Below are 25,025 nucleotides of genomic sequence, written 5' to 3'. Positions count from 1 at the left end.
AGCCGTTTTGCCATCCGGCGCCGGAGGCTAAGCGACTCCGGCGGCAATCGCCGCGTGCCGGACCAGGCCGTCGTAAACGCCAGGCTCGTCGTCGTCGACCACGGGGACTTCGGTGCCGCCCTCACCTTCCTGATGCAGCTCAATCCCCGGATTCACTACATCCGTACCGTCGGCGAGGAAGAAGTGCGGGCTGCCCTGGACATCGTCGCGGTGGGCAAAGTAGGACTGCATCATAGGTCCCCGCGCCTGGCCCGAATCGAACGCCTCGCGCAACCGGTCGACGTCGACTTCCTTGCACCTGACTGCCACGTCGAGAATTTCATGGCGCATGCTGATGCAGCGGCTGTCCCGCCAGAATGCCAGCCGCAACGCCATGTCGAGTTCCTCGGCCGCCGCAAACGATTGTTCTTTAGCGGCATGAACCGCTTCGTTGGCCGGCAGGCTGGTCACCGGCCACTCATAGGGATCGTGCTGCCACTCCGTGAACTCCAGCTCCGGGGCTAACGCGTTGATGACCGGTTTCTCCGGTTCGATCATCCGGGTTGTGAGGGCGGTTCGGTTGAGATCCTCAAGCAGGAACAACTGCAGGTCAACATGCAGGCGCCCGGTCAGTCCGGCCGCGTCGCGCGCTTCGTAGAAACGGTGCAGCGCCAGCGTGGACCAGCCGCACATGACATCGGTGAAGACAGTAACGGTTCCGGGGGAAACATTTGGCCGCGTCATGCCCCAAGGCTAGCCCAGTTCCCAAGGGGACTTACCGGAATGCCTGATTCCGTGCTACTGCCAGCTATTGTCCTTCCAGCCCGTCTCCGCTAGCCTGCCACCAGCCAGTTCTCCAAACAGTCCGCCACAGGCAATCAGCAGCAGAAATGAGAATTCTCATGCGGAAAGTAACCTCAGGCCTCTTCCACTCTGTCGACGGCGTGGTTGAATCCCCGGATCAGTGGCAGTTCGACAGTTTCGATGACGAACTCGGCGCTGGTCTGGGTGATTTCATCAACAGCACATCCACAGTGATCCTGGGCCGGACGACCTACGAACAGTGGGCCGACTACTGGCCCACCGCCTCGGATCCCTTCGGCGACTTCATCAACCCGATCGAGAAGTTTGTTGCCTCCCGGACGCTCACCGGCGACCTCGAGTGGCAGAACTCTCGGCTGATCGACGGCGGACTGGAAGACTTCGTACGCGAGCTCAAGATGGGCGACGGCGACGATATCGCCGTTTGCGGCAGCATCTCGGTTGTGCGCCAACTGCTGTTCGCCGGGCTGCTCGACTCACTGACGCTAATGCAGCATCCGGTCATCGCCGGCAAGGGCAAGCACCTGTTCGAACCCGAGGACCCCACAACGCGGCTGTTCCTGCAGGACTCCCAAATCACCAGCAAGGGCAACGTGATCATGAAGTATGGGCTGCTCGGCGAAAATTTGTACTAGCAGGATCCGGCCATCCGGGCAGGCCAGAGCTACCGCTACCTTTTCTGCGCCTTCTGCTGCCGCTTGTATTCGCGCACTGCAACAAGAGACTCCGGGCTGGTGACGTCGGCGATCGACATCGCGACGTCGCTGCGGCCATAGTCCCCGGCTGCCTCCCGCCAGCCAGCGGCTTCCAGCCCAAACTGCTTACCCAGCAGCGCCAAGAAGATCTTCGCCTTCTGCTCGCCAAACCCGGGCAGCGCTTTCAGGCGTGCTAGAACCTCGGCACCATCCGGATTTCCCGCGGTCCAGATGCCCGACGCGTCGCCGTCGTAATCGTCGACGATTGACCGTGCGAGATCCTGCACCCGGCCGGCCATGGACTTAGGGAATCGATGCACGGCGGGTTTCTGCCGGAATACATCGAGGAACTCTTCAGGATCCATCTGGGCAACCTGCTGCGCATCCAGCCCGCCGAGGCGGTCGGCCATTTTTGCCGGACCGCTGAAGGCTGCTTCCATCGGGATCTGCTGATCGAGCAGCATCCCCGTGAGCAGGGCGAACGGATTGGCGTTCAGCAAATCGTCGGCAACCGGATCTCCGGACAGGTAAAGATCGGCCATGGTCAGGGCTCCCCTCGGAAGAGTTCATTGGCTATCCCTCAAGCTACACCCAGACGCTTTTTGGAACGTCCAATGCGGTCCTTAGACCATTTCGGATCCCTGCAGCTGGCGGCACGGAGACGTAATGAGAACGATTCTCATGTATGCTGGCTGGCATGCACATCACACTCGTCAGTTCTTTGGACGCTCTTTGCCGCGCCCCGGCGCTCCAGCACCTCTCCAGCGGGAAGATGAATACCGCCGTCGTCATCCATGACCTATTGGAAAACGGCACCGTGGTGCGGCAGGTTTTCCATGACGGCCGACTGCTGGAGCGGCACGAAAACTTGCTGGAGCACGGCTGCCTCAGCTGCACGGTGAGATTGGATGTGGCACCGACTGTTGAGCGCTTGCTTGCCGACGGCTACGAGCACATCATCATGGGGCTGCCGCCTACGATGGCGGCCTCCATGGCAGTCCACGGAATCACTCAGGGGGTGAAGAGTCCCTTTACCATCGGCGCAGTCGTCCTGGCGTGCGATCCTTCGTCCTTGGAAGACCAGATGTGGGACAGGCACACACTTTTTGGATCCGGCTACACCGCCGCCCGCAAAGAGGAACGAACCGCGGGCGAGTTCCTCCTGGAAGAACTGAGCTTCAGCGACACGGTCTTCGTGGCGGGGCCTTTCCCTTCCAGTGCCGGGAACCACCGAGGCAGAGGCTTGTTACTGCTGCGCGAACTCGCACCGCATTCCACCCTGATCGAAGCAGGATCAACTCGCTCCCCGGCGCGCCACGATGCCGCCGAGGCCCAGGCACGGTCCCTGCCAGGCAGGGTGCGGATTCCGGCTGCGGACACGTCCACCGTATTCACCACCGTTCTGCACCGGGTCCGCCGGCCACTGCATCCCGGACGTTTCCGGCAAGCTCTGCCCCAACTGGCCGAAGGGTGCGTCTGGTTGCGTGGGCGCCTGTGGATGGCTTCGGCGCCAACCTGCAGGATCGCAATCCAAGGCATCGGTCCGCGTGTATTGCTTGAGAACACCGGCCCCTGGGCGGCTGACCTGCCTGATGCCACCAATAGCCACCCGGCCGGAAGTACGGACGCAATCCTGGACTGGAATGCCGAATCCGGTGACAGGGCGACGGTCATAGCCGTCACCGGCGAAGACATCCAACCAGAAGAACTTCGAGAACTTCTCGATGGCTGCGCCCTAACCCCAGCCGAAATCGCCCAGCATCCGGACGGGTTTCCGGATCCCTTCGGCCTGGATACCAGCGAATCCACAGAAGCAGCAGAAATGGAGCCAAGAAGAAAATGAAGGTCCGCAACTCACTTCGGGCGTTGAAGAAGATCCCCGGTGCGCAGGTCGTGCGCCGACGTGGCCGCACGTTCGTCATCAACAAGAAGAACCCGCGGATGAAAGCCCGTCAGGGCTGAAGCATCAGCCCTGACGTTCCCCTCACAACAGACAGTCCCAACCACCGAGGTATTTTCATATGCACTCCAAACTCCGCCGATCGGCACTAGCCGGAACGGCAGTCCTGGCCCTCGCCTTAACGTCTTGCGCCGGCTCCCGATCCGAAGCGGGCACCCAAGCAGCCGCAGCATCCAGTGACAAGATCAGCATCGTCACATCCACGAACACCTACAGCGACATCGCGGAAACCGTCGGCGGCGGGAAGGTGTCGGCCACGGCGATCATCGACAGCATTAGCCAGGACCCGCACTCCTACGAGGGCACGGCCAGGGACCGTCTTGCTTTATCCGAGGCTGACCTCGTCATCCGTAACGGAGGTGGCTTTGATCCATTCATGGAACAGCTCGCGGGAGACGCGGATGTGGCGGCAGTGATCGATGCATTCGAAGTATCGGGACTCGATGCCGCACAGGAAGACGAGGCGGCGGCACACGAAGCCCACGAAGATGAGCCAGCCGCCGGACATGCCGACGAGCACGAACACGCCCACGGCGCGGTCAATGAACACGTCTGGTATTCGCTCCCGGCCATTGCCAGGATCGCCGATGAGATTGCCGCGCAGCTAGCCAAGTTGGACCCCGAGAATGCTGCCACGTATGAGTCCAACGCGGCGGTGTTCACCGATGAGCTGGCAACCCTTGAAGGTCGCGTGGAGGATCTGCGTGAGGAGCATGGGGGCAGTGCCATCGCCGCCACCGCCCCGCTGGCCGAGCATCTCCTCGCCGACGTCGGTCTTGTCGACAAGACGCCGGAGGAGTTCACTACAGCGATCGAAGCCGGGAACGATGCTCCCCCGACCGAGATCAAGGAAGCGCAGGACCTCCTGACCTCAGGAAGCGTCGTTCTGCTGGCCTACAACAGCCAGGTGGAAGGTCCACAGTCAGAGAGCCTGAAGTCCATGGCCAAAGAGACGGGTGTACCAGTGGTCGATTTCACCGAAACGCTTCCCGAGGATGTCTCCTACGTGGAGTGGATGAACGGCAACATCGACAGGCTCGAAGCAGCCCTGCGGTCCTGAAAACAGAACTTCGTCTGCCGAGGGCAATGCTCCAGTTGGACGCTGGACCATTGCCCTCGGACCTGACCGTTGGAAGGGCAGTTGCTGCTGCCCTTCCTAACCTGCGGCAGGCACCCGGATCAGCTTCTTGTTCACGAATTCGGCCATGCCGTACTTGGCCAGCTCGCGGCCAACGCCGGAGCGTTTAACACCGCCGAAAGGCAGATCAGGCTGTGAATCCGCCACAGAATTGATAAACACCATGCCGGTGTCCAGCCGGTCGGCAACTTCCTTGGCCTTCTCCACATCGGCGCTGAAGACGGCTCCGCCGAGACCATAGGGCGACCCGTTCGCCAGTTCGACGGCTTCCTCGGCATCCCGGACTTTGTAGATGACCGCAGCGGGGCCAAAGAGCTCTTCCGAGTAGGCACGCATCCCGGGCCGCACTCCGGTGAGGACCGTCGGCTCCACGTAAGCTCCCTGTCCTTCGACAAGCTTGCCGCCCGTGAGCAATTCAGCGCCCTTGTCCACCGCATCCTCAATCTGTTCGATCAGTTCTTCGGCAGCAGCCCGCGATGACAGGGGGCCGAAGCGCGTTTCGGGCTTCAGCGGGTCGCCCGGCTCGATCCTCGCCATCCGCTTGGTGAATTTATCCACGAATTCTTCATAGAGGTCCTCGACGATGATGAACCTCTTGGAGGCAGTACAGGCCTGGCCGGCATTGCTCATGCGTCCGCCGACCGCAGCCTTGACCGTTGCATCCAGACCCTCGGAGTCCAGCACAATGAACGGATCGCTTCCGCCGAGTTCGAGCACATACTTCTTAAGGTGGCGGCCAGCCACCTCCGCTACGGCAGACCCCGCACGCTCGCTGCCTGTCAGGGAGACGCCCTGGACCCGGGGATCGGCGATGATTCCAGCGACCTGCTCGTTGGTCGCAAAAATGTTGACATAGGCACCGTCGAGCAACCCGGCGGCACGGAAGATTTCCTCCATCACGAGCGCCGACTGCGGGCAGTTGCGCGCGTGTTTGAGCAGGATCGTGTTTCCCAGCATCAGGTTCGGAGCGGCAAACCGGGCCACCTGGTAGTAGGGATAGTTCCACGGCATGATGCCGAGCAGCACTCCGACCGGTGCCGAACGGACAACGGCCTCTCCGCCGCCGCGGACGATCAGCGGCTCATCTTTCATGAACGCCGGACCTTCGGTTGCGTAGTACTCGTAAATGTCCGCGACCAGTCCTACTTCGCCCCTGGCCTGGCTGATCGGCTTACCCATTTCCAGGCTGATGATTCCCGCCAGCTCATCCCGACGGTCCCGGTAGAGTTCGGCTACGCGCAGCAGCACGGCAGTTCGCTCCGGAACCGCAGTCTGCCGCCATGAGTCGTAGGCGGTCTGTGCTTTCTTGAGTGACGCGGAAATTTCTTCGTCGCCGGCAGCCGGAAATTCCCGCAGCGTTTCGCCGGTAGCGGGATTTATACTCTTGTAGTAAGTCATGCTTTCAAAAATATCGGCAGGAAGACTTCATATCCAGCAAATTCGAGACATTTCTTGATATGTCTTGCGCGGCCGGACGGCTAATATGCAGCAGTGGCGTAAAGTAGAATGATCCATAAGTGATTCGTCGGAAACCCGACATTCAGTTGTCGCTCCGCAGAAGGGAGAGAATCGTGGCATCACCGCCGGCGTTGCAGTCCCAGATTTATCGCTCCCTGCCCGAAAAGGAACGGTCGGAGGCCATCGTCCAGAGGATATCCACGGCAATTGCCCTGGGCATGCTCCGCGTCGGCGAACGGTTGCCCGTGGAGTCCGAGCTTTCCGATATGTTCGGCGTAGCGGGAGCCACCCTTCGTGAAGCCCTCGCTGAACTAAGGGAACGCGGCGTAGTTGAAACACGCCGGGGCCGCAACGGCGGAACGTTCGTGGTCAAGTCACCTGCAGCCCAGGAACAGCAGTTACGGAAATATCTCCGGGACACTTCCATTGCCGATCTGCGGGATCTCGGTGACGAGCAAACCGCCGTGGCCGCAGCAGCTGCCCGCCTGGCATGCGATCGCGCGCATCCCAAGGACCTGGACAGGCTGGAACAGTTGGCCAAGGCACTGGCCGGAGCCGATTCCCCTGAAGCACAGGCAAGGTCAGACAGCCGCTTCCACATTGAGCTGGCAGTGGTCGCCCAGTCTCCGCGGCTAACCAGCTTGGAGATCCGGCTGCAATCCGAGGTTGGCCAGCTGCTGTGGAGCCCGATTGCCGGTGTGTTCGACCCGGCCACGGCCGCCCGTGAGCATGTGCGTATTGTCGATGCGATCAGGGCGGACGAACCAGACAACGCTCAGCGCCTGGTTGTCGAACATATCCGGCGGAACACCTACCACCTCATTGACACCAAGCTCACGCTTGCCCATGCAGGCGATGAACAGGAGATCTCATGACCGCGCCCGCCTCACCCCGCGCCATCAGCAGTGCGACGGCCATCGAGGCATGGCTCAATGAGCTGTACCAGGACCTATACGACGCCGCTCACACGGTGGAAAAACAGCTCGAAGCAAGAATTCCCTCAGGCATAAAAATATCGCCGAAAGACATTACCGGATTACGCAAAATATCTACCGCATTCCTCAATTCCCACGACATTGTTGTCGGCGCTGGAGTAATCTTCTCAATCTCCGCAATCAAAGACGCGGAGGGAGTATTGGAATGGTGGTTCAGAACTGATTCCGGGAATATCGAAAAGCTGGATTTTGATTTAGCTCCCGAGGGCGAACGGTTTTACGACTACGAGCAGCTCCCCTGGTTTTCCATCGCGGCCAAAACCGGCCGGCAATCCATTGCGGGACCCTATGTGGACTATCTCGGTTTCGACGAATACATCATGACCTGTACCGTGCCGACCTATGTCCATGGAACCTTCATCGGTGTAACCGGCTGCGACATCCGGATCCGCGACATCGAAAACAAGTTCATCCCGATCATCCGCCGGATTCCTGGAGATGCCGCCATCCTGAATGGCCAGAACCGCGTGATCCTGGGCAACTCCGGACGTTTCATCGTGGGGGAACGGATCAAGGCAGCGCCCGAGGGATTCTGCTTCATACCGCTGAACGTCCCCAACCTGAACCTGCAGTTGATCTGCGCGGCCGGATGACCGCGCAGATCAACTGATCAGGCGTTGGCCGGCTCCTGCGTCCTGCCCGGCGCAGCGGCCGGATTCAGCCTGCTCTGGCGCACGAACTCTTCGAACAACAGGGACCGATCATTCGCGTCCCCGTCCGAGTCCTCCGGATGCCATTGCACGCCGACCACCCAGGTCTTCCCCGGATGCTCCGTACCTTCAACCACACCGTCCTGCGCCAGAGCGGCAACTCTCAATTCAGCTGCCACGGTTCCCACCGCCTGATGATGCCCCGAGCGCACGGTGACCGTAGGACGGCCAAGGATGGCCGCCACCTTCGAGCCGGGAGCCAGGTTCACCTTCTCGTCCAGGAACATCGGCTGTCCCGGCGCCCCGCGGTGCAGATGCCATGGATCCAGATCAGGGATCAGTGTGCCGCCACAGGCTACGTTGAGCAGCTGTGACCCCCGGCAGATGGCGAGCAACGGCTGGTCCCGCTCCAGCACACCGCGGATCAGTTCCACACAGTACTGATCCGCCCGCAGATCGACTCCGTACGAGTTCGGTACCGGCCCGGTGTGGCCATACAGCGACGCATCCACGTCACCGCCGCCCAGAAAGAGAACTCCGTCGTACTTGGCCAGCTCTGCTTCGGGAGTCAGTTGTTCCGCCGCGCTGTCCACGAGTTCGGCCCGCGCACCGGCCGCCAACAGTGTTTCAAACGCGACACGCGTAAACCGCTCCATCAACTCCAGCGTCTGCTGGGTCATCCCGGGGAACGCTAGTGAAACAACGACGGCGACGCGCGGCGCATCCGCTGGCAGGCCGCCGAAGCCGGCGGGAACTACATCCGCGGGGTTGACCCGCAGCCCGCTCACCGGGCGCCTGCCAGTGCCGTAGCGGCAGCCTTGTCACGGCGCTGCCTGGCCGCATCGACAACCCAGACGAACAGCGCATGGTCGGCGGGATTGGTCTCTGCGGTGTCTTCCGGGTGCCACTGGACGGCGAGCATTGAAGCTCCCGGCACTTCAAGCGCTTCCACCACGCCGTCCGCTGCGGCCGCCGTGACCTGCAAGCCCTCACCGAGCACACCAACGGCCTGATGATGGTACGAGGAAACATCCACCCGTCCGGATCCGACCACTGTTGCCAGCAGGGAGTCTGTCGAGACGGTGACCGGGTGGATCGCATCCTTGTGCTGGACGGTACCCGGTTCCAGATGCTGCAGCAGGGTCCCGCCCCGGGATACGTTGAGCAGCTGCAGGCCGCGGCAGATCGCCAGTAACGGCACTCCCGCTTCGATGCAGGCGGCCATAATGGCCGATTCATAAGCGTCCTGGCCTGAGTAGTCGGTGGGCCAGTAATGTTCGTCCGGTTCTGCTCCATAGAGTTCGGGCGCCACGTCGGCGCCGCCGGGAAGCAGCACGCCGTCGAAACGGGCTACCTGCTCGGCGGCGCTGTCACCGCTTCCCGGGAACATGATGACCGGTTCCCCGCCGGCAGCAACGATGCAGCGCAGCACCTTGGCGGCCACGGCAACGCCATCGAAGCGCAGGCCGTGGACGGAGTTGGACCACATGCCCGGAACGCCGATCAAGGGGCGGCTCATACAGCCACCTCCGCAGCCAGCGCGTACGGCAGGTGCGGCATCCACTTGGTCCAGATCCGCTCCAGCCGCCCGTCTGCCACTACCGTTGCCAGTGCCGTGTTGAGTTCGGCCAGCAGGAAGGGGTTGTCCTTGGCCACGCCGATCCCCCACCGGTTACCTGTGGGGTGGGTAAAAGCGACATCGTACGCCGGGTCTTCACCCAGCGGCACGGTTACGACGTCGTCGTCCACCATGGCATCCACCTCACCGTTGCGCAGAGCCGCCAGCATGTCGCCGAAGACGTCCGCGCCGGTGAAGGCAACCGGTTCGGCTCCCTCGAAGGTGACGGCCAGTTTCATGTTGGCGCTGCCTTCGATGGCCGCCACCTTGTAGCCCGCGAGGTCAGCCGGCGAACGGGCCGGATCGCCTTTGCGCACCAGCACGGTCTCGTCGAACACAGCGTACGGGTCGGTAAAGTTCACCACGGCCTGGCGTTCCGGAATGATGCCCTGGCCGCACCAAACCGCATCCACGCGGTGGTCACGGACAGCGGGCAGCATGTCGTCCCAGTCGAGGTAGGCCCATTCGATGCGCAGGCCGAGCACGGAGGCGACCAGTTCGGCCGCCTCCGGTTCGTACCCGCGGCGGTTGCCGGCGTCGTCAACCAGGTTGAACAGCGGCGGCGCCTCGGAGTCGATGCAGGCCAGGCGGAGGACGCCTGCCGAAACAGTCTCAACATGGCTCACGGAATGGTCTCCCAGTACATCTCGCGGTCCCATTCGGTGATGGCGCCGCAGTAGCGGGCCCACTCCTCCTGCTTTAGCTGGGTGTAGATCGATACCAGGTCCGCCGGCAGCGCCGAGGTGAGGTAGGTATCCGAGACGAAGGCGTCGATTGCGTCGCCCAGGGTGAGCGGCAGCTGGCCGCCGAGGGCCGGAACGTCCGCACCGCCGTCGTCGGGCATCCCCGGATCCAGCCGGCGGTTCAGACCGTCCTCCATGGCGGCGATAAGCAGCGTATGGGACAGGTACGGATTTACTGCCGCGTCCGGTACCCGGTACTCCATCCGGCCATTGGAGGAGATGCGCACCAGGCAGCCGCGGCTGTCCAGGCCCCAGTTCGCCGTGCTGGGAGCGAACTGGCCTGCGTCCCAGAACCGCTTGTAGGAGTTCACGGTGCTGGCCATGACCGCCATCGAACCGGGGGCGTGCGTGAGCAGGCCGCCGATGGCGTGCTTAGCCGTCTCGGAAACGTGCAGTTCCACCCTGCCGTCATCTTCGATCACGTTGGTGTCGCCGTCCCAAAGGCTCAGGTTGTGGTGGCAACCGTTGCCCATCTGGCCGTTGTAGGGCTTGGGCATGAAGCTGGCGGTGACGCCGAACTCGCGGGCAACCTGCTTGCAGATCTGGCGGTAGGTGACCAGCCGGTCGGCGGTGTTTTCCACCCGGTCGTACATCCAATTGAGCTCGAGCTGCCCGTCGTCTTCGTAGTCGCCCTCAATCATGTCCAAGCCCATGGCCTTGGCGTAGGTGACCAGCTTCTTGTAGATCGGACGCATGCGCTCCAGGTTCTCCACCTGGTAGGCCGGGCTGGTGCCGGGCTTCTTGACCACCTCGAGACCGGGGCCCTCCCAGGTCATCTCGGGTTCGGTCCCGGAGCGGACCTCAAAGCCTGTGCGGGCGGTGAAGGCTTCGTGCGAGCGGATCAGCAGCGAGCGGGTGTCGATCGGCAGCACGCGGCCGCCGACCTCCGGCAGGTGCGGGGGCTCGTAGGCCGTGCAGAAAATCCGCGCCACGGACGTGTCCCATGGCAGCACCACGAACGTATCCGGCTCCGGCAGCGCCCAGAACTCGCGCGCCTCGATGCCGCCGCCGATCAGGTTGCCGTGGCGGTCATTCTGCAGGTCGGACAGCGCCGTCCGGTGGAAGCAAATGCCCTTTTCCAGGTTGCGCTTGAAGTGGTTGGCCGGGACCATTTTGGCCACCATGCGGGAGCCGATGGTCGGCAGTGCGTAGTACACGTACTCGACGCCGGCCTCCTCGATCTTGCGGCCGAGCTCGCGCACGGTTTCGGGACGCAGGTTGCGCTCCTGGTGCCGTGCGAAGGCGCCGCGGTCATTGAGCGATTGCTGCAGGTCGATGGCGGCCAGGTCGGGCCGCACGGGGGTGAGTGTCATGATGGTCTTCTCTCTCGTCAGTGGGCGAAGCCGGTCAGACGGCAGCCAGGTCGGCGCCGGCGTGGATGCCGGATTCGTTCACGAGCTTGCGGTAGTGCAGTTGGCGGTCAGCCGGCAGGGCGGCGGTCACCGCGCCGATCAACCGGCCGTCGCGGTAGTAAGCCACGGCGGTTCCCTCCCAGGGGCGGGAAGGGTCGCCTTCGAGAACCTCGATGGTGTCGGCCAGGGCGGGGCTGCCCACCCCTTGGATCCGGGTCTTGAAGATGTCGGACCAGAACGACGGCAACGGTGCCGCCGGCTCCGGAACAACGTCGCCCTGGAGGGCCGCCACCAGTGCCGGCGCGGCGATTTTGGCCGTATCGGCGGGAGTGGCCCAATGCTCGACGCGGCGGGCAGGTCCCCCGGCTCGGCGGTCCGGGTAACGGGCTACGTCGCCCACCGCAACCACGTGTTCCGCTCCGAGCACCTGGAGGTGTTCGTTGCAGAGCACGCCGTCGCTGAGGTCCAGCCCGTTTCCCGCCAGCCACTCGACGTTCGGCAGCGAGCCGACGGCCTCAATAACGACGTCGGCGGCTACTTCCGTACCGTCCTCGAGCCGGACACCTGCACAGCGCCCGGCTCCTTCCGTGTGGGTGCCGGACATGTCGAGGAACTCGGTGACCCGTTTGCCGGCCACACAATCAATGCCGTGCGCCTGCAGGAAGGTGCGGATGCCGGCGCTCAGCTCGTGACCGAGCGGGCGTTCCATCGGGCCACCGGTCCCCTCAATGAGCGTGACCTGGCAGCCCAGACCGGCCGCGGTCGCGGCAGCCTCACAGCCGATGAAACCGGCGCCGATCACCACCACCCTGGTTTTGGGCTTGAGCTCGCCATGCAGGGCCATAGTGTCCTCGAGACGGCGGATCACATGGCGGCCGGCGGTGGGTCCGGGAACCGGCACCCGCCGCGGGCGCAGGCCCGTGGCAATCACCAGCCCGTCGTAGGCTAACTCTTCCCTGGTACCCAGCGTCAGCGTGCGCGCCGCCAGGTCCGCCGCGACAACCGCGGATCCGAACCGCCATTGGATATCGGTGGCCGTGCGGCGTTGCCGAAGCTGTACCGCGGCAAGCGCTTCCTCTCGGGAACCGGGCGCGGCGAGCAGGTCCTTGGACAGCGGGGGCCGGTTATAGGGCGGGTGGATCTCATCGCCAACGACGACGATCTCTTCCTCCCAGCCGGCCGCGCGCAGCTGTTCGGCGGCGCGCAGTCCTCCCATCGAGGCTCCTGCGATGACAATTCTGCGGCTCATGTCAGTCCTTGAGGAAGATGGCCTGGACCGGGCAGACGTCGATGGCTTCCTCCACCTCGTCCAGCAGTCCGTCGTCGAAAGTTGCCTCGTACTCAAGCTCGCCGTCGGCATTCATCCGGAACACATCCGGCGCGGCGATGGCGCACTGGCCGTGGTTGTCGCAGAGGCTGCGGTCTACGTCGATGGTCTTCATCAGTTTTGTCCTTCCTAAAATGTCTGCAAGTTTCCAGGGCCGCTAGGACCGTTTGGTGAAGCCGATGGGCAGGCGGATCGGACCGGTGTTGCCTGAGTCAGGCAGCCATTCGTCCCCGCCGGTCAGGTGCGGCTGGGCAATGCGGCTGGCCAGCAGCGGCAACGCCTCGCTCATGTCCGCGCGGGCCACGAAGTGCCCCAGGCAGTGGTGAACGCCGCCGCCGAATCCATAGTGCGGAGCGTGCTCGCCGAGCAGGTCCATCTCCGGATTCGGGAAAGCCTTCGGGTCGGTGCCCGAGGACTGCGTGAACAGGTGGACGGTGGTGCCCTTTTCAATGAAGAGGTCCTGGTAGGTGAAGTCCTCGACTGCTTCCCGTGTCACCCAGGTGACCGTGGGGTTGATCCGCATGACTTCCTCTACCGCCTTGCCGCCCAGATCCGGACGTTCAGCCAGCAGCTCCCACTGCTCCGGGTTGTGCATGAATGACTGCATGGCCAGTCCCAGCTGGTTGCGCGTGGTGTCCATGCCGCCGAAGATCAGCAGCACCAGTGCGTTGCGCAGCTCCTCGTCGCTGAGCCGGTCGCCGTCGCGGTTGGCCAGTACCAGGCGGCTGACGAAGTCCTCGCCTGGGTTGGCCTGGCGGTCCTTGATCAGCTCCTCGGCGTATTCGTAGAGCTCGGCGACGGCGGCGTCCACCTTTTCCAGGTCTTGCTTGAAGGTCACGCCCAGTGCCAGTCCTACGGTGGAGGCCAGCCTGGCAATCGTCGGCCATTCGCTTTCCGGAATGCCCAGCAGGATGGTCAGCACCCGCGTGGCGTACGGTTCGGCGAAGTCGCGGATGAACTCGCATTCGCCCTTGTCGATGAAGGCGTCGATCAGCTCGTTTGCCAGGGCCTGGAAGCGCGGCACCAGGTCCTCGATCAGCCGCGGCGAGAAGGCCGGGTTGAGCAGGCGCCGGATCCGGTGGTGGTCCTCGCCCTCCAGTACCAACAGGTTCTTGGTCCACCAGTCGAAGAAAAGCCCGCCGTGGACGCCGTTGTGCGCCGGCCACTTGGCGCTGCCCTGCGAGAGCTTGGGGCTCTTGAGCAGCTTGCTGACCTCGTCATACCGCAGCACGGCGATGCCGTAATTGGTCCGTGCGTACCAGCTCTGCTCCCGGGCTGCGCGCAGTTCTTCGGACTGCATGGCAAACGATGGATCCGAGATGTTCAGGTAGGGAACCTGGACGGTAGGCGTACTCATGATGTGGAACCTGTTTCTTTCTTTGCTGATGGAACTGAAGGGCGCGGCAACCGCGTCAGGGCTTGAGGGAATGTGCCGGCGCGGAGGGGACCGCGTCCCCGAAGGGTGCGTCACCCTTGAGGTAGGGCTTCTTCCACGCCATGTAGACCAGGCCAATAACGACGACGCCGACCGCCGAGATCAGCACGATGTAGTTGGAGAACCAGCCGGCTTCCGGGGTCCGCGGCCAGGCCATGTTGACCATGCCGAGCACGCCCCAGGCCAGTGCGGCGACGTAGACCGGGGTGCCCCAGGCGCCGAGTTGGAAGGCACCGCGCGGCTTCCAGCCTTTGAGCCGTGCCCGCAGCGCGGCGAGCACCACCATCTGGAAGCCCATGTACATACCCATAGCGGCGAAAGAAATGATGGTGATCAGGGCATCCTCAGAGACCTTGGAGCCGATCACGATCAGCGCCGGGACCAGGCCGGCCAGCAGCAGGGCATACGGCGGAACATGGCGGGATTCGCTGAACTTGCTGAGCAGATTGCTGGCCGGAAGAATGCCGTCCCGGGCCATCGAGTAAGCCAGGCGGGAGGACGCAGCCTGCAGGCTCAGGACGCAGGAGACAAAGGAGATGAGTACGACGGCGAGCACTACCTTGAAGCCGACCGGTCCGAAGGCCGAGAGCAGTACGTTGCCGACCGGATCGGCGTCGGTGCCGCTGATCACTGCGCCGAAGTCGGGGACGGCAAGGATCAGGGACAGGCAGACGAACATCGCTGCGAAGCCGCCGATGTAGATGGTCATGCGCATGGCCTTGGGGATGGTCCGCCCGGGGTTCGGGACCTCTTCGGCGACGTCGCCGCAGGCCTCGAAGCCGTAGTACTGGTAGATGCCGATGAGGCCGGCCGCCGCAAAGGCAATGAAGTAGTTGCTGCCTTCGCCTGCCCCGAAGCTCTGGAACAGGACGCCCAGATCGTGTTCGCGGGCCGCTACCATCAGCCAGATGCCGACCACCAGAGCGCCGCCGAGTTCGGCGAGCAGGCCGAGCATGGCTACCTTGTTCAGGACTTTGGTGCCGCCGAGATTCAGCACGGTGGCCAGCAGGATGACGGCCAGGGCGGCCATGATCACGGAGTTGACGCTGCTCTCCATGCCCAGCAGAGAGCTGAGGAAGGGCCCTGCGCCGTAGGCAACACTGGCGATCGTTGCCAGCAATGCGCACAGGTACACCCAGCCGTTCATCCAGCCCCATTTGCGGCCCCAAAGCCGGCGGGACCAGGGGTACACGCCCCCGGCCACCGGGTAGTTGGAAACGACTTCGCCGAAGACTGTGGCGACCAGCAGCTGGCCGACGCCGACAATAATCAGCGACCAGAACATGGGCGGCCCGGCGATGCCCAACGAAGCCGCGAACAGCGAATAGATACCGACAACGGGGGACAAATAAGTGAAGCCCAGAGACACGTTGCCCCAGAACGTCATTTCACGCTTGAATTGCTGATCGTACGAATAGCCAAGGCTGGCAAGGTGCGCGGCATCTTCATCGATGCCGGCCTCCCCAGCGGGCTTCGTCATTTCGGCAGACATTGCTCTCCTTCTTGAACGGTGAGTCAAAGCAGTAAGTCGGATGGAAGCGGTCGGTACGTCAACGCGGAACCCCCATGTCCCCGCCGTGATACACCTCACGTGACCGCGATCACTGAAAAACTCTACTAATGGATGTTTATTCTGGCAAGGGGTTCGCGGCGGCCATTTTGGCGGCAACTAAGTCGGTCGCTGTAAACCCCGTGAAATCAAAGGTATTCGCGGTATGGTTCTGGCAAACATGCCGTGGATCACAAATCCTGTAAACAGCAGAAAAAGCTTTGTTTCCAATGTATTTCCGTCGGACAGCAACAGAACGCCGCCAAAAACTGGTCAGAGCAGCGGCCAGGCGCGGCGGCTCAGATCATAGGCTCCCCACGCGCGGGGAACGAGGTCGAACGCGGCGTCGCAAATACGGCGGAGCTGCCCCATGCTCCCGGCCGGAAGCTGCTCCGGGCCAGGCTCACGGCCGGGGTTGGGATAGCTGTTCCCGATGGCAGTGGCCCACTCCAGCCCGTGGGAATATCCGCTGCAAAACTGCCAGACAAAGATCAGCTCGGCCGGCACATCGCCGTCGGAACGCAGGTCCTTCAGGATGGCCGTCTGCGTGCGGTTCTTGGTGGCGTAACCCCAGTTGCCGCTCGCCTTCCGGCTGAAGACCGGTGGCAGCTGCATCGACAGCGCCGCGTCATTGACCGCCCGGCGCAAACCATCGAAGTACTCCACGGTGCGCGCATGCTCGCCGGGACGGAACTCTTCCAGATAGGCATCCCAAAAGGATGACGCGTTGAAGACCTCCCGGGCGATGAGCACCAGGCTGCGGCGGGAACGTTCGCGTCCATCTTCGGGCAGCAGCGCCCAAAGAACCGTCGTCGCGCATTCGATTATGGTGCGCACCAGCGAATACGGCGCATGCGTGTTCTGCCGGTAATAGACAAGGCCACCGGGGTCTTCGACGAACATCAGCCGCCGCAGCGCGTTGGCATTGTCCGTGACCGCGGCCAGTGACTGCCGGACTATGCGGCCAACACTGTGGGAGGGGGCGAAGCGCTCGTCGAGCAGGAACAACGGGGGCTTGGGTTCGATGTGGTCGCCATCCGGGTCCCGGCCAAGCAGGGGCGAAAGGTCCTGCAGGCGTGCCAGGATGGCCCGCGCAGCGAGGCTCTCCGCGTCAGCCCCGTCCAGCCGGCCCGCACAATCAGGAGGAAACTGCGCGTCCTGCATGGGCAAGATCCTAGTCCGGCCGCTGCTGGACCAGGACATCGACAGGGGAAGCCACATCTACGTTGTGCAAACCATCTAAGGCCTGGATGGGATATCCGATGCTGCTTCCCGACAGCCCTTCCTACACTGGACGCCAGTCCCATAGCCGTCGCGGCTGCGCCGGTTGTTTTCCGCTCGAAAGGGTCTCAATGCCAACCCAGCACCTCCCGCCGTCATCATCGCAACGGCCCTTGGACGGCATCCTTGTCGCCGACTTTTCCCGTGTCCTCGCCGGGCCGCTCGCCACGATGACGCTGGCCGATCTCGGAGCCCGGGTGATCAAGGTAGAGCGGCCGGGCACCGGAGACGATACGCGAAGCTGGGGACCGCCATACTCCCCCACCGGCGCCACCTACTTCGAAAGCGTGAATCGCAACAAGGAATCCGTCTGCCTGGACCTGTCCAACCCGGAAGACCTCAAGCTGGCCCGGGAACTGGCGCGGCGAGCGGACGTGCTGGTTGAGAACTTCAAGCCTGGCGGCATGGCGAAACTCGGTCTTGGTTACGAGCAACTTGCGGCGGAGAACCCGGGACTGGTCTACGCCTCCATCTCGGGTTTCGGCTCTGCGGGCGGAGCGGACCTGCCCGGGTACGACTTCATCGTCCAGGCATTGGGCGGGCTGATGAGCATCACGGGCGAGGCGGACGGCTCCCCGTACAAGGCCGGAGTCGCGCTAGTAGACGTGCTGACAGCCAAGGACGCGACCATCGGCATCCTTGCAGCGCTCAACGCGCGGCCTGCATCCGGACGCGGCAGTCACTTGGAGGTGAATTTGCTCTCCAGCCTGCAGGGCGCTCTGGCCAACCAGGCCCAGGCCTACCTGGGCGCCGGCAAGGTGCCGAAGCGGATGGGCAACGAGCACCCTTCAATCGTTCCCTACCAGCTGCTCGAGTGTGCCGACGGACCGCTCGCAGTAGCTTGCGGCAACGACGGCCAATTCCGGCGGCTCACCGAGGTGATCGGGGTACCGGCGCTGGCCTACGATGGCCGCTTCGCCACCAACAATTCACGTGTGGAGCATCGGACGGAGTTGATCCCTCTGCTCGAAAATGCACTCGCTGCGGCGTCGGCGGAGGTTTGGCGGGACAAGCTGGCCGGCGTGAGCGTGCCGGTCGGACCCGTTGCCTCCATCGACGAGGGGATCGGGTACGCCGAGTCCCTGGGATTGAACCCGACGATCGAGGTCCAGGACACCACGGGGAAGTCAGTCGGTCGACAGATCCGCCATCCGATTTCCTGGTCCCCGGCTTTCGAACCGAGGTCCAGCGCTCCGCCGGCCTTGGGCGAGAACACCGAGAGTGTCCTTCACTGGCTTCGCGGGGACGGCTAGAGCCCGCGCCGCCGCAGCGCGAGCCACAGGTGGGCGGCGACGTCCGGATCCTCGATGCTGATCCCCAGCAGTTTCTCCGCCACGGCCATCCGGTGCCGCAGGGAGTTCCGATGTACGTCCAACGCCCGCGCGGTTTCTTCCCAGTGCCCGCGATGCCGCAGATACGCGGCAACGGTGCCAAGCAGGTCTGCGCGGTTGTAGCCGGCAAGCGTCTCTGCCCAGCGGTCCGCCCGGGCATCGTCGTCGCCTGAGGTTCCCACCAGTCGCCCGGCTGGCGCGAGCAACGCGGCTCGCCGGACGGCGGCGAATTTTCCGGCGACCTCGGCCAGCTGCAGCGGCCCGGTCCACGCTGCGCCGGTTTCTGTGGCAGGTTGGACCTGCCGCCCGGACGTCGGCCACGCAGATTTCCGGGCGGTGCCCGGTTCTGCCACCGCTGCCGGGGATTGCGCCCATGCGAGCAACTCGCCGTCGTAAATTTCGTCCTCCTCCCCCGCCACGGCGCTCTCCGCGCTCAGCGTGGCTGCGTCGATGAGGAAGTAGGCGACACCATCCTCAATGAATCTAAGCTCACAATCAGTCAGCGCCGGCGCCGGCAGGAGGGAGCCGTCCTCGACGTCGAATCCCGCAACCGCGTAAGCCGCGGATGCCAGGTCACGAGAGGCAGGGCCCATCCGGACTGCGAGGACGTGCACACGCTCGGGCAGCGGAGGAAGGCCCACGTCCGTAGCCAGTAACCGCGCGGCCTCGCTGTGTCCGCGGGCTACGAGCTTGGCGGCGGCGGATCCCAGCGCTCCGGCAGTACTGGAAAGTTCTTCCTGCTGCTGGGCCCGCATGGCCAGCAGCACGCAGACGGTCATGATGATCTGCCGGTCCGCCTTGGTTAGCGTGCGTCCCGAGCCGATGGCCAGAAAGCCCTCGATCTTCCGCCCGACAAGGATGGGATATTCGACCACCGGCGTGCCGTGCAGCCAGAACGTTGCTGCGGAGTGCGTTCCCGCCATATTCAACCGGGTGGTCTCCTCACGCAGGTGGGGCAGCAGTGCCGTGGAGCCAGCCGGCCAAATGGTCGCGGCGGCGCCGTCGGCCGGGAGATACGCAGCCCAGCCCCCGAGGGCTTGGGCGAGCCCCTGCACAACGGACGGAATCGCGTCCTGCCGCATCGCCGCCCGTGCCAGTGCCGTTTGCGTTCCGAGGCTCGCGATCAGGTCTGCCTGACCGCTCCTGGCGGCCAAGTCCCAGAAGGCGCGCGACACATCCAGGAACGGGACACCGTCGGGAACTACCAGCAGTTCGATCCCGTCGGCGGAGCAAGCCTCCACGAGTTGCGGCGGCACAGCATCGAGCCCCTCGCCCAATCCGAGGCCAAGGCCGGCCACGCCCTTGGCAGCCAGCCGTCCCACATAAGCAGAAACCGTGGACGCCGTGCCGCCCAGGGGTATCCCCGTGGTAAGCAACAGTTCGCCGCCCTCCAGATAGGCGGTGGGATCCTCGAGTTCCGAGACGTGCACGCCGGTGAGCTGAATGCCGGACACGCTTCCAGGAGTAGCGCGACGTAATGAGTCACCCAGTTCGGTGCTGAGTTGTGCCAAGGAAACCATGGTCTGATTATCCAACACCGGCGAAAGTTTTGGATGGAGCATCCAATGACCAATGGCTTGCACGGACATTAGCGTTGTCCCATGACTTCCAGCCTCACTCCGCTCCCCCAGTCCCGCCACCTGGCCACCGCCATCCCCGGCCCGCGTTCACAGGCCCTGCATGCCGAACGCCAGGCCCACGTGACCGACGGCTTCGGCATCGCCCTGCCGGTCTTCATCGACCGGGCCGACGGCGGCATCCTGCAGGATGTGGACGGCAACCGGCTGATCGATTTCGCCTCCGGCATCGCAGTAACCAGCATCGGCGCCAGCAATCCGCGCGTCCGCGAGCGGGTGGCCGCCCAACTGGAGCGCTTCACGCACACCTGCTTCATGGTCACCGAGTACGAGTCCTTCACCCAGGTAGCCAAGTGGCTCAACGAGCACACGCCGGGAGACTTCGAGAAGCGGACTGCACTCTTCTCCACCGGCGCCGAGGCCGTGGAGAACGCGGTCAAGATCGCCCGCTCCGCCACCGGCCGCAGCAAGGTCCTGGTCTTCGACGAGGCCTACCACGGCCGCTCCCTGATGACCATGGCGATGACCGCCAAGGAGAACCCGTACCGGCTCAACTTCGGCCCGTTCCCCACCGAGGTGGTACGCGCTGCCTCCGCCAATCCGCTGCGCCCCGCGGCCTCTGCAGCCGCAACCAACGACGACGGCGTTCCCGCCTCCGGCTCGGACGTCGCCGCCGCGGCACTCGCCTCCGTCGAAGCAACGCTGGCCGAGCACGGCGCGGAGAGCTTCGCCGCCATGGTCATCGAGCCCATCCAGGGCGAGGGCGGCTTCATCGTTCCCGCACCCGGCTTCCTCAAAGGCCTGCGCGAGATCGCCACGAAGCACGGCATCGTGCTGGTGATCGACGAAATCCAGGCCGGCATGGGCCGCACCGGCACCCTCTTCGCCAGCGAGCACGAAGGCATCGCCGGCGACATGACACTCAGCGCCAAGGCCCTCGCCGACGGCGTCCCGCTCAGCGCAGTCACCGGCCGGGCCGACCTAATGAACGCGGTCCACGCCGGCGGCCTCGGCGGCACCTACGCCGGAAACCCGCTGGCCTGCGAAGCGGCGCTGGCCGTGTTCGAGGCCTTCGAGGACGGCACGCTGCTGGCCAACGCCCGCGCCATCAAAGCCACCGCCCGCGAAGTGCTCGAACCGCTGGTCGCGGAGACCGAGGTTGTCGCAGAGTTCCGTGGCCGGGGCGCCATGCTCGCCCTCGAGTTCGCGGACCGCGGCACGCTGGAACCCCGGGCCGACCTGGCCAAGGAGATTTCCGCCCGCTGCCACGCCCAGGGCGTGCTGACCCTGACCTGCGGCACGTACGGCAACGTGATCCGGCTGCTGCCGCCCCTGGTCATCAGCGACGAACTGTTCCGCGACGGGCTGGCGGTCCTGCGACAGGCCATCGTCGACGTCGCGGCCGGCCGCGACGCAACCACAGCGGAAGCCGCCGCTCCGGCACTCGCCTGACACCCGCCGTCGTACGTCCCTAGACTCTGCTTAAAAAAGGAAAACCATGTCCCAGGATCATGACCTGATTGCCCTCGACTCCCTGCTGACCGAGGAGGAGCGGCTGCTGCAGAAGAACGTCCGCTCCTTCGTGGACTCCGCGATCAAGCCGAACATTGCCGGCTGGTACGAAAAGGCCGTGTTCCCGCTGGAAATCGTTCCCGAAATGGCCAAGCTCGGCCTGCTCGGCATGCACCTGAAAGGCTACGGCTGCGCCGGCCGCTCCGCCGTGGAATACGGCCTGGCCGGCGCCGAGCTCGAAGCCGGCGATTCCGGCCTGCGCACGTTCGTCTCCGTGCAGGGCTCGCTGGCGATGAGCGCCATCTACAAGCACGGCTCCGAGGCGCAGAAGCTTCAATGGCTGCCGCAGATGGCCGCCGGCGAAGCGATCGGCTGCTTCGGACTCACCGAGCCCACCGCCGGTTCGGATCCCTCCAGCATGAAAACCTTCGCCCGCCGCGACGGCGAAGACTGGATCCTCAACGGCTCCAAGCGCTGGATCGGCCTCGCCTCCGTCGCCAAAGTCGCCGTCATCTGGGCCCAGACCGAGGAGGGCGTGCGCGGCTTCGTGGTCCCCACCGAAACCGCCGGATTCAAGGCCACCCCGATCGAGCCCAAGCTCTCCATGCGCGCCTCCATCCAGTGCGACATCGAACTGACCGACGTCCGCCTCCCCGCCGACGCCGTCCTGCCGGACGCGAAAGGGCTGCGCGGCCCGTTCGAGTGCCTGAACGAGGCCCGCTACGGCATCATCTGGGGCGCCATGGGCGCGGCCCGCGATGCCTGGCAGGCCGCCGTGGACTACTCGAAGGAACGCCTGCAGTTCGACAAGCCGCTGGCCGGCTACCAGCTCACCCAGGAAAAACTGGTCAACATGGCACTGGAGATCAACAAGGGCTTCCTGCTCGCCCTGCACCTGGGCCGGCTCAAGGACGCCGGACAGCTGCAGCCGCACCAGATCTCCGTGGGCAAACTCAACAACTGCCGCGAAGCCATCGAGATCGCCCGCGAATGCCGCACCATCCTCGGCGGCAACGGGATCACGCTGGACTACTCCCCGCTACGCCACGCCAACAACCTCGAATCGGTGCGCACCTACGAAGGCACCGACGAAGTCCACACCCTCATCCTGGGCCAGAAGATCACCGGCGTCCCCGCCTTCCGGTAACCACCCGCCGCTGAGGGTTGCCCGGGCTCCACTTGCCGGGCAACCCTCAGTATTTGGCAGCAGCCTCCAGTCCCTGTTTTCCCTCCGCTACTTCAAGGAGCGCGCATGACCTCCCCGGTACAGCTTCAGCACTACATCGACGGCGCCTGGGTGCCCGGCACCGGCTCCCCCATCACCAGCTCCAACCCGGCCCGCCCGGACGAAGTTGTCGCGCAGGGACTGCAGGCCGGACCGGCCGAGGTGGAGCAGGCCATGTCCGCCGCCGTGGCAGCCAAGCGCGAGTGGGCGCGCACCCCGGCACACGAGCGCGGCGCCGTGCTGCTCCGCGCCGCCGTCGTCATTGAGCAGAATGCGGAAGCCTGGGGGCTGGAGCTGGCCCGCGAGGAGGGCAAGACACGGGCCGAGGGCCAGGGCGAGGTGCTGCGTGCGGCGCAAATCTTCCGCTACTACGGGAACGACGGCGACCGCACCGCCGGCGAGATCTTCTCCTCTCCGCGACGCGGCGAGAAGATCCTCGTCACGCGCAAGCCGCTGGGCGTGGTCGGCGTAGTCACCCCGTTCAATTTCCCCATCGCGATCCCGGCGTGGAAGATCGCCCCGGCCCTGGCCTACGGCAACACCGTGGTCTGGAAACCGGCGAGCACCGTGCCGCTGCTGGCGCTGCGGCTGGCCCAGGCGCTGGATGCCGCGGGCCTGCCGGCCGGCGTGCTGAACCTGCTGATCGGACCGGGTTCGATGGGCAACTCCATCGTGGAACATCCGGCGCTGGACGGGCTGACCTTCACCGGCTCCACCGGTGTCGGCCGCCGTTTGGCCGCCGAGGCAGCCGGGCGGGGCGTTCCGGTGCAGGCCGAGATGGGCGGCAAGAACGCCGCCGTCGTCCTCGCCGACGCGGACCTCGATCTCGCCGCGGAACAAGTCATGCTCGGTGCGTTCCGCTCCACCGGGCAGAAGTGCACCGCCACCTCGCGGCTCATCGTGGCCGAGGCCATCGCCGACGAGTTCCTCGCCACCCTGGCCGAACGCGCCAACGCGCTGGCGGTCGGCGACCCGGCCGACCCAACCGTCCAGATGGGCCCGGTGGTCAACGACGGCGCCCGCAAGTCCATCAGCGACGGCATCGACACCGCCCTCTCGCAGGGCGCGCGGCTGATCGCCGGCGGCCAAAAGTACGACGACGACCTCGCCTCCGGTTACTTCATCCCACCAACCATCCTGGAGCTCCCCGCGGATCAGGAGCTCGACGTCTGGCGCGAGGAACTGTTCGGGCCCGTGCTGGCCGTCCGCCGGGCTGCCACCGTGGAGCAGGCGTTCGAACTGGCCAACGACAGCGAGTTCGGGCTCTCCGCCGCACTGTTCACCCAGGACGTCACCCGCGCACTGGACGCAATCGACGACCTTGACGTCGGCATCCTGCACGTGAACTCCGAATCCGCCGGCGCCGACCCGCATGTGCCCTTCGGCGGCGCAAAGAAGTCCGGCTACGGCCCCAAGGAACAGGGCGCCGCGGCCAAGGAATTCTTCACCCACACCACCACCGTCTACCTGCGCGGCGGAACGGCCGGAGTTTAAGGAACGCATGAATCCCTCGATCGAGAACATCAAGCACATTCTGGTCATCGGCGCCGGCGCCATGGGCTCGCAGATCGGCATGGTCGCCGCCCTCGCCGGCTACCGCGTCACCGTCCAGGACATCGCCGAGGACATGCTCGCCCAGGCCAAGGAACAGCTGACCTCCCGGATGCAGGCCAACGTGGCCAAGGGCCGGGCCAGCCAGGCGGACGCCGACGCCGCACTCGGCCGACTCGCCTTCAGCACGGACCTCGCCGCCGCAGCCGCGGATACCGACTTCGTCATCGAGGCCGCCACCGAACGGCTCGAACTCAAGCAGCACATCTTCACCCAGCTCGGCGAACTCGCACCGGCCCACGCCATCCTCGCCACCAACTCGTCCACCCTCGGCTCCTCGAAGGTCGCCGAAGCCAGCGGCCGGCCCGAACAGGTCTGCAACATGCACTTCTTCAACCCCGCGCTGGTAATGAAATGCGTGGAAGTCGTGCGCAACGAGGCAACGTCGCAGGCCACCGTGGACACCACCCTTGAACTTGCCCGGCGCTTCGGCAAGGAACCCGTCCTGATCAACCGCGAGATCCCCGGCTTCGTCGCCAACCGGCTCATGGGCGCCATCCAAAAGGAAGCCCTCGCCCTGCACACCGCCGGCATCGCCACCCTCGAAGACATCGACACCACCGCCAAAACCGCGCTCGGACACCCCATGGGACCCTTCGAACTCATGGACATGGTCGGCCTGGACGTCATCGACTTCATCGCCCAGGCAACCTACGCCGAAACCAACAACGACGCCGACCGCCCGGACCCCGCCATCACGAACCTCGTCGAACAAGGCCGCCTCGGCCGCAAGACCGGCCGGGGCTGGTACGACTACAGCTAAGGAC

Annotated in this window: 24 protein-coding genes; 11 read left to right on the top strand and 13 right to left on the bottom strand. The window is 64.6% G+C overall.

Going from position 1 to position 25,025, the window contains the following annotated elements:
• Nucleotides 1-27 precede the first annotated feature (27 nt).
• Nucleotides 28-723: a DsbA family oxidoreductase gene (locus J5251_RS09015; protein ID WP_208575854.1), complete on the bottom strand. Its 696-nt coding sequence runs from the start codon at nt 721-723 to the stop codon at nt 28-30.
• 158 nt (nt 724-881) lie between these two features.
• Here J5251_RS09015 and J5251_RS09010 point away from each other — a divergent pair, with 158 nt between their 5' ends.
• A complete protein-coding gene (locus J5251_RS09010) occupies nt 882-1,436 on the top strand; it encodes a dihydrofolate reductase family protein (RefSeq protein ID WP_208575853.1) in 555 nt (184 codons plus the stop codon).
• 35 nt (nt 1,437-1,471) lie between these two features.
• Here the strand turns inward: J5251_RS09010 and J5251_RS09005 are convergent, their stop codons facing one another.
• Nucleotides 1,472-2,038, bottom strand: coding sequence for an HhH-GPD-type base excision DNA repair protein (locus J5251_RS09005; RefSeq protein WP_208575852.1), 567 nt, complete (start codon nt 2,036-2,038; stop codon nt 1,472-1,474).
• Between the two features lie 155 nt (nt 2,039-2,193).
• On the opposite strand from J5251_RS09005, the gene J5251_RS09000 reads away from it, so the two are divergent.
• The 3 genes from J5251_RS09000 to J5251_RS08990 are packed head-to-tail and all read left to right on the top strand — an operon-like array spanning nt 2,194 to nt 4,516.
• Nucleotides 2,194-3,339, top strand: coding sequence for a GTP-binding protein (locus J5251_RS09000; RefSeq protein ID WP_208575851.1), 1,146 nt, complete (start codon nt 2,194-2,196; stop codon nt 3,337-3,339).
• Nucleotides 3,336-3,458, top strand: coding sequence for a type B 50S ribosomal protein L36 (gene ykgO / locus J5251_RS08995; protein ID WP_133409460.1), 123 nt, complete (start codon nt 3,336-3,338; stop codon nt 3,456-3,458). The genes J5251_RS09000 and ykgO overlap by 4 nt, the downstream gene beginning before the upstream one ends.
• A gap of 59 nt (nt 3,459-3,517) precedes the next feature.
• Nucleotides 3,518-4,516: a metal ABC transporter solute-binding protein, Zn/Mn family gene (locus tag J5251_RS08990; protein ID WP_208575850.1), complete on the top strand. Its 999-nt coding sequence runs from the start codon at nt 3,518-3,520 to the stop codon at nt 4,514-4,516.
• Between the two features lie 96 nt (nt 4,517-4,612).
• On the opposite strand, the gene J5251_RS08985 is transcribed toward J5251_RS08990, so the two are convergent.
• The gene (locus J5251_RS08985) at nt 4,613-5,992 is read right to left on the bottom strand and encodes an NAD-dependent succinate-semialdehyde dehydrogenase (protein WP_208575849.1); all 1,380 of its coding nucleotides are present in this window, start codon (nt 5,990-5,992) and stop codon (nt 4,613-4,615) included.
• Between the two features lie 173 nt (nt 5,993-6,165).
• Here J5251_RS08985 and J5251_RS08980 point away from each other — a divergent pair, with 173 nt between their 5' ends.
• Both J5251_RS08980 and J5251_RS08975 read left to right on the top strand, forming a co-directional pair.
• Entirely contained in the window at nt 6,166-6,927 is a 762-nt protein-coding gene (locus J5251_RS08980; protein WP_208575848.1) for a FadR/GntR family transcriptional regulator, read from the top strand.
• Complete coding sequence (locus tag J5251_RS08975; protein ID WP_139005013.1) at nt 6,924-7,640, top strand: cache domain-containing protein; 717 nt, start codon at nt 6,924-6,926, stop codon at nt 7,638-7,640. Before J5251_RS08980 ends, J5251_RS08975 begins: the two co-directional genes overlap by 4 nt.
• A 17-nt stretch (nt 7,641-7,657) precedes the next feature.
• On the opposite strand, the gene J5251_RS08970 is transcribed toward J5251_RS08975, so the two are convergent.
• The 9 genes from J5251_RS08970 to J5251_RS08930 all read right to left on the bottom strand — a co-directional run bounded on the left by J5251_RS08970 (nt 7,658) and on the right by J5251_RS08930 (nt 16,885).
• A complete protein-coding gene (locus tag J5251_RS08970; protein ID WP_208575847.1) occupies nt 7,658-8,485 on the bottom strand; it encodes a gamma-glutamyl-gamma-aminobutyrate hydrolase family protein in 828 nt (275 codons plus the stop codon).
• Nucleotides 8,482-9,216 (bottom strand): gamma-glutamyl-gamma-aminobutyrate hydrolase family protein, encoded by a 735-nt coding sequence (locus J5251_RS08965; RefSeq protein WP_208575846.1) that lies wholly within the window; start codon nt 9,214-9,216, stop codon nt 8,482-8,484. The genes J5251_RS08970 and J5251_RS08965 overlap by 4 nt, the downstream gene beginning before the upstream one ends.
• Nucleotides 9,213-9,941 carry an ABC transporter substrate-binding protein gene (locus tag J5251_RS08960; protein ID WP_244250869.1) on the bottom strand — a complete coding sequence of 243 codons (729 nt, stop codon included), beginning with the start codon at nt 9,939-9,941 and terminating at the stop codon, nt 9,213-9,215. Before J5251_RS08960 ends, J5251_RS08965 begins: the two co-directional genes overlap by 4 nt.
• A complete protein-coding gene (locus J5251_RS08955) occupies nt 9,938-11,371 on the bottom strand; it encodes a glutamine synthetase family protein (RefSeq protein WP_208575844.1) in 1,434 nt (477 codons plus the stop codon). The genes J5251_RS08960 and J5251_RS08955 overlap by 4 nt, the downstream gene beginning before the upstream one ends.
• Before the next feature lie 34 nt (nt 11,372-11,405).
• Nucleotides 11,406-12,659, bottom strand: coding sequence for an NAD(P)/FAD-dependent oxidoreductase (locus J5251_RS08950; protein ID WP_208575843.1), 1,254 nt, complete (start codon nt 12,657-12,659; stop codon nt 11,406-11,408).
• A 1-nt stretch (nt 12,660) separates the two neighbouring features.
• Entirely contained in the window at nt 12,661-12,852 is a 192-nt protein-coding gene (locus J5251_RS08945) for a ferredoxin (protein WP_074699483.1), read from the bottom strand.
• A 42-nt stretch (nt 12,853-12,894) separates the two neighbouring features.
• Nucleotides 12,895-14,094: a cytochrome P450 gene (locus tag J5251_RS08940; RefSeq protein WP_208575842.1), complete on the bottom strand. Its 1,200-nt coding sequence runs from the start codon at nt 14,092-14,094 to the stop codon at nt 12,895-12,897.
• Between the two features lie 55 nt (nt 14,095-14,149).
• A complete protein-coding gene (locus J5251_RS08935; protein WP_208575841.1) occupies nt 14,150-15,664 on the bottom strand; it encodes an APC family permease in 1,515 nt (504 codons plus the stop codon).
• 330 nt (nt 15,665-15,994) lie between these two features.
• Nucleotides 15,995-16,885, bottom strand: a complete 891-nt coding sequence (locus tag J5251_RS08930) for a hypothetical protein (protein ID WP_208575840.1) — start codon at nt 16,883-16,885, stop codon at nt 15,995-15,997.
• Between the two features lie 188 nt (nt 16,886-17,073).
• On the opposite strand from J5251_RS08930, the gene J5251_RS08925 reads away from it, so the two are divergent.
• On the top strand, nt 17,074-18,255 hold the full coding sequence (locus J5251_RS08925; RefSeq protein ID WP_208575839.1) for a CaiB/BaiF CoA transferase family protein: 1,182 nt from the start codon (nt 17,074-17,076) through the stop codon (nt 18,253-18,255).
• Here the strand turns inward: J5251_RS08925 and J5251_RS08920 are convergent.
• A complete protein-coding gene (locus J5251_RS08920; RefSeq protein ID WP_244250868.1) occupies nt 18,252-19,787 on the bottom strand; it encodes a PucR family transcriptional regulator in 1,536 nt (511 codons plus the stop codon). The genes J5251_RS08925 and J5251_RS08920 overlap by 4 nt on opposite strands.
• Before the next feature lie 147 nt (nt 19,788-19,934).
• Here J5251_RS08920 and J5251_RS08915 point away from each other — a divergent pair, with 147 nt between their 5' ends.
• The 4 genes from J5251_RS08915 (at nt 19,935) to J5251_RS08900 (ending at nt 25,021) form a co-directional block, all read left to right on the top strand.
• Nucleotides 19,935-21,362, top strand: coding sequence for an aminotransferase class III-fold pyridoxal phosphate-dependent enzyme (locus tag J5251_RS08915; protein ID WP_208575838.1), 1,428 nt, complete (start codon nt 19,935-19,937; stop codon nt 21,360-21,362).
• A gap of 46 nt (nt 21,363-21,408) precedes the next feature.
• Nucleotides 21,409-22,569, top strand: coding sequence for an acyl-CoA dehydrogenase family protein (locus J5251_RS08910; RefSeq protein WP_208575837.1), 1,161 nt, complete (start codon nt 21,409-21,411; stop codon nt 22,567-22,569).
• Nucleotides 22,570-22,674: 105 nt separating this feature from the next.
• Nucleotides 22,675-24,141, top strand: a complete 1,467-nt coding sequence (locus J5251_RS08905; protein ID WP_208575836.1) for an aldehyde dehydrogenase family protein — start codon at nt 22,675-22,677, stop codon at nt 24,139-24,141.
• 7 nt (nt 24,142-24,148) lie between these two features.
• The gene (locus tag J5251_RS08900; RefSeq protein ID WP_208575835.1) at nt 24,149-25,021 is read left to right on the top strand and encodes a 3-hydroxyacyl-CoA dehydrogenase family protein; all 873 of its coding nucleotides are present in this window, start codon (nt 24,149-24,151) and stop codon (nt 25,019-25,021) included.
• Nucleotides 25,022-25,025 lie beyond the last annotated feature (4 nt).

Origin of the sequence: Arthrobacter crystallopoietes, assembly GCF_017603825.1 — a bacterium.
Lineage (GTDB): Bacteria > Actinomycetota > Actinomycetes > Actinomycetales > Micrococcaceae > Crystallibacter > Crystallibacter crystallopoietes_B.
This window is presented reverse-complemented; position numbering and strand designations above follow the sequence as displayed.

Coding starts and splice junctions, on each gene's coding strand:
- J5251_RS09015 (WP_208575854.1), bottom strand. CDS start 723: ATGACGCGGCCAAATGTTTCCCCCGGAACCGTTACTGTCTTCACCGAT.
- J5251_RS09010 (WP_208575853.1), top strand. CDS start 882: ATGCGGAAAGTAACCTCAGGCCTCTTCCACTCTGTCGACGGCGTGGTT.
- J5251_RS09005 (WP_208575852.1), bottom strand. CDS start 2,038: ATGGCCGATCTTTACCTGTCCGGAGATCCGGTTGCCGACGATTTGCTG.
- J5251_RS09000 (WP_208575851.1), top strand. CDS start 2,194: ATGCACATCACACTCGTCAGTTCTTTGGACGCTCTTTGCCGCGCCCCG.
- ykgO (WP_133409460.1), top strand. CDS start 3,336: ATGAAGGTCCGCAACTCACTTCGGGCGTTGAAGAAGATCCCCGGTGCG.
- J5251_RS08990 (WP_208575850.1), top strand. CDS start 3,518: ATGCACTCCAAACTCCGCCGATCGGCACTAGCCGGAACGGCAGTCCTG.
- J5251_RS08985 (WP_208575849.1), bottom strand. CDS start 5,992: ATGACTTACTACAAGAGTATAAATCCCGCTACCGGCGAAACGCTGCGG.
- J5251_RS08975 (WP_139005013.1), top strand. CDS start 6,924: ATGACCGCGCCCGCCTCACCCCGCGCCATCAGCAGTGCGACGGCCATC.
- J5251_RS08965 (WP_208575846.1), bottom strand. CDS start 9,216: ATGAGCCGCCCCTTGATCGGCGTTCCGGGCATGTGGTCCAACTCCGTC.
- J5251_RS08955 (WP_208575844.1), bottom strand. CDS start 11,371: ATGACACTCACCCCCGTGCGGCCCGACCTGGCCGCCATCGACCTGCAG.
- J5251_RS08950 (WP_208575843.1), bottom strand. CDS start 12,659: ATGAGCCGCAGAATTGTCATCGCAGGAGCCTCGATGGGAGGACTGCGC.
- J5251_RS08945 (WP_074699483.1), bottom strand. CDS start 12,852: ATGAAGACCATCGACGTAGACCGCAGCCTCTGCGACAACCACGGCCAG.
- J5251_RS08940 (WP_208575842.1), bottom strand. CDS start 14,094: ATGAGTACGCCTACCGTCCAGGTTCCCTACCTGAACATCTCGGATCCA.
- J5251_RS08935 (WP_208575841.1), bottom strand. CDS start 15,664: ATGTCTGCCGAAATGACGAAGCCCGCTGGGGAGGCCGGCATCGATGAA.
- J5251_RS08930 (WP_208575840.1), bottom strand. CDS start 16,885: ATGCAGGACGCGCAGTTTCCTCCTGATTGTGCGGGCCGGCTGGACGGG.
- J5251_RS08925 (WP_208575839.1), top strand. CDS start 17,074: ATGCCAACCCAGCACCTCCCGCCGTCATCATCGCAACGGCCCTTGGAC.
- J5251_RS08915 (WP_208575838.1), top strand. CDS start 19,935: ATGACTTCCAGCCTCACTCCGCTCCCCCAGTCCCGCCACCTGGCCACC.
- J5251_RS08910 (WP_208575837.1), top strand. CDS start 21,409: ATGTCCCAGGATCATGACCTGATTGCCCTCGACTCCCTGCTGACCGAG.
- J5251_RS08905 (WP_208575836.1), top strand. CDS start 22,675: ATGACCTCCCCGGTACAGCTTCAGCACTACATCGACGGCGCCTGGGTG.
- J5251_RS08900 (WP_208575835.1), top strand. CDS start 24,149: ATGAATCCCTCGATCGAGAACATCAAGCACATTCTGGTCATCGGCGCC.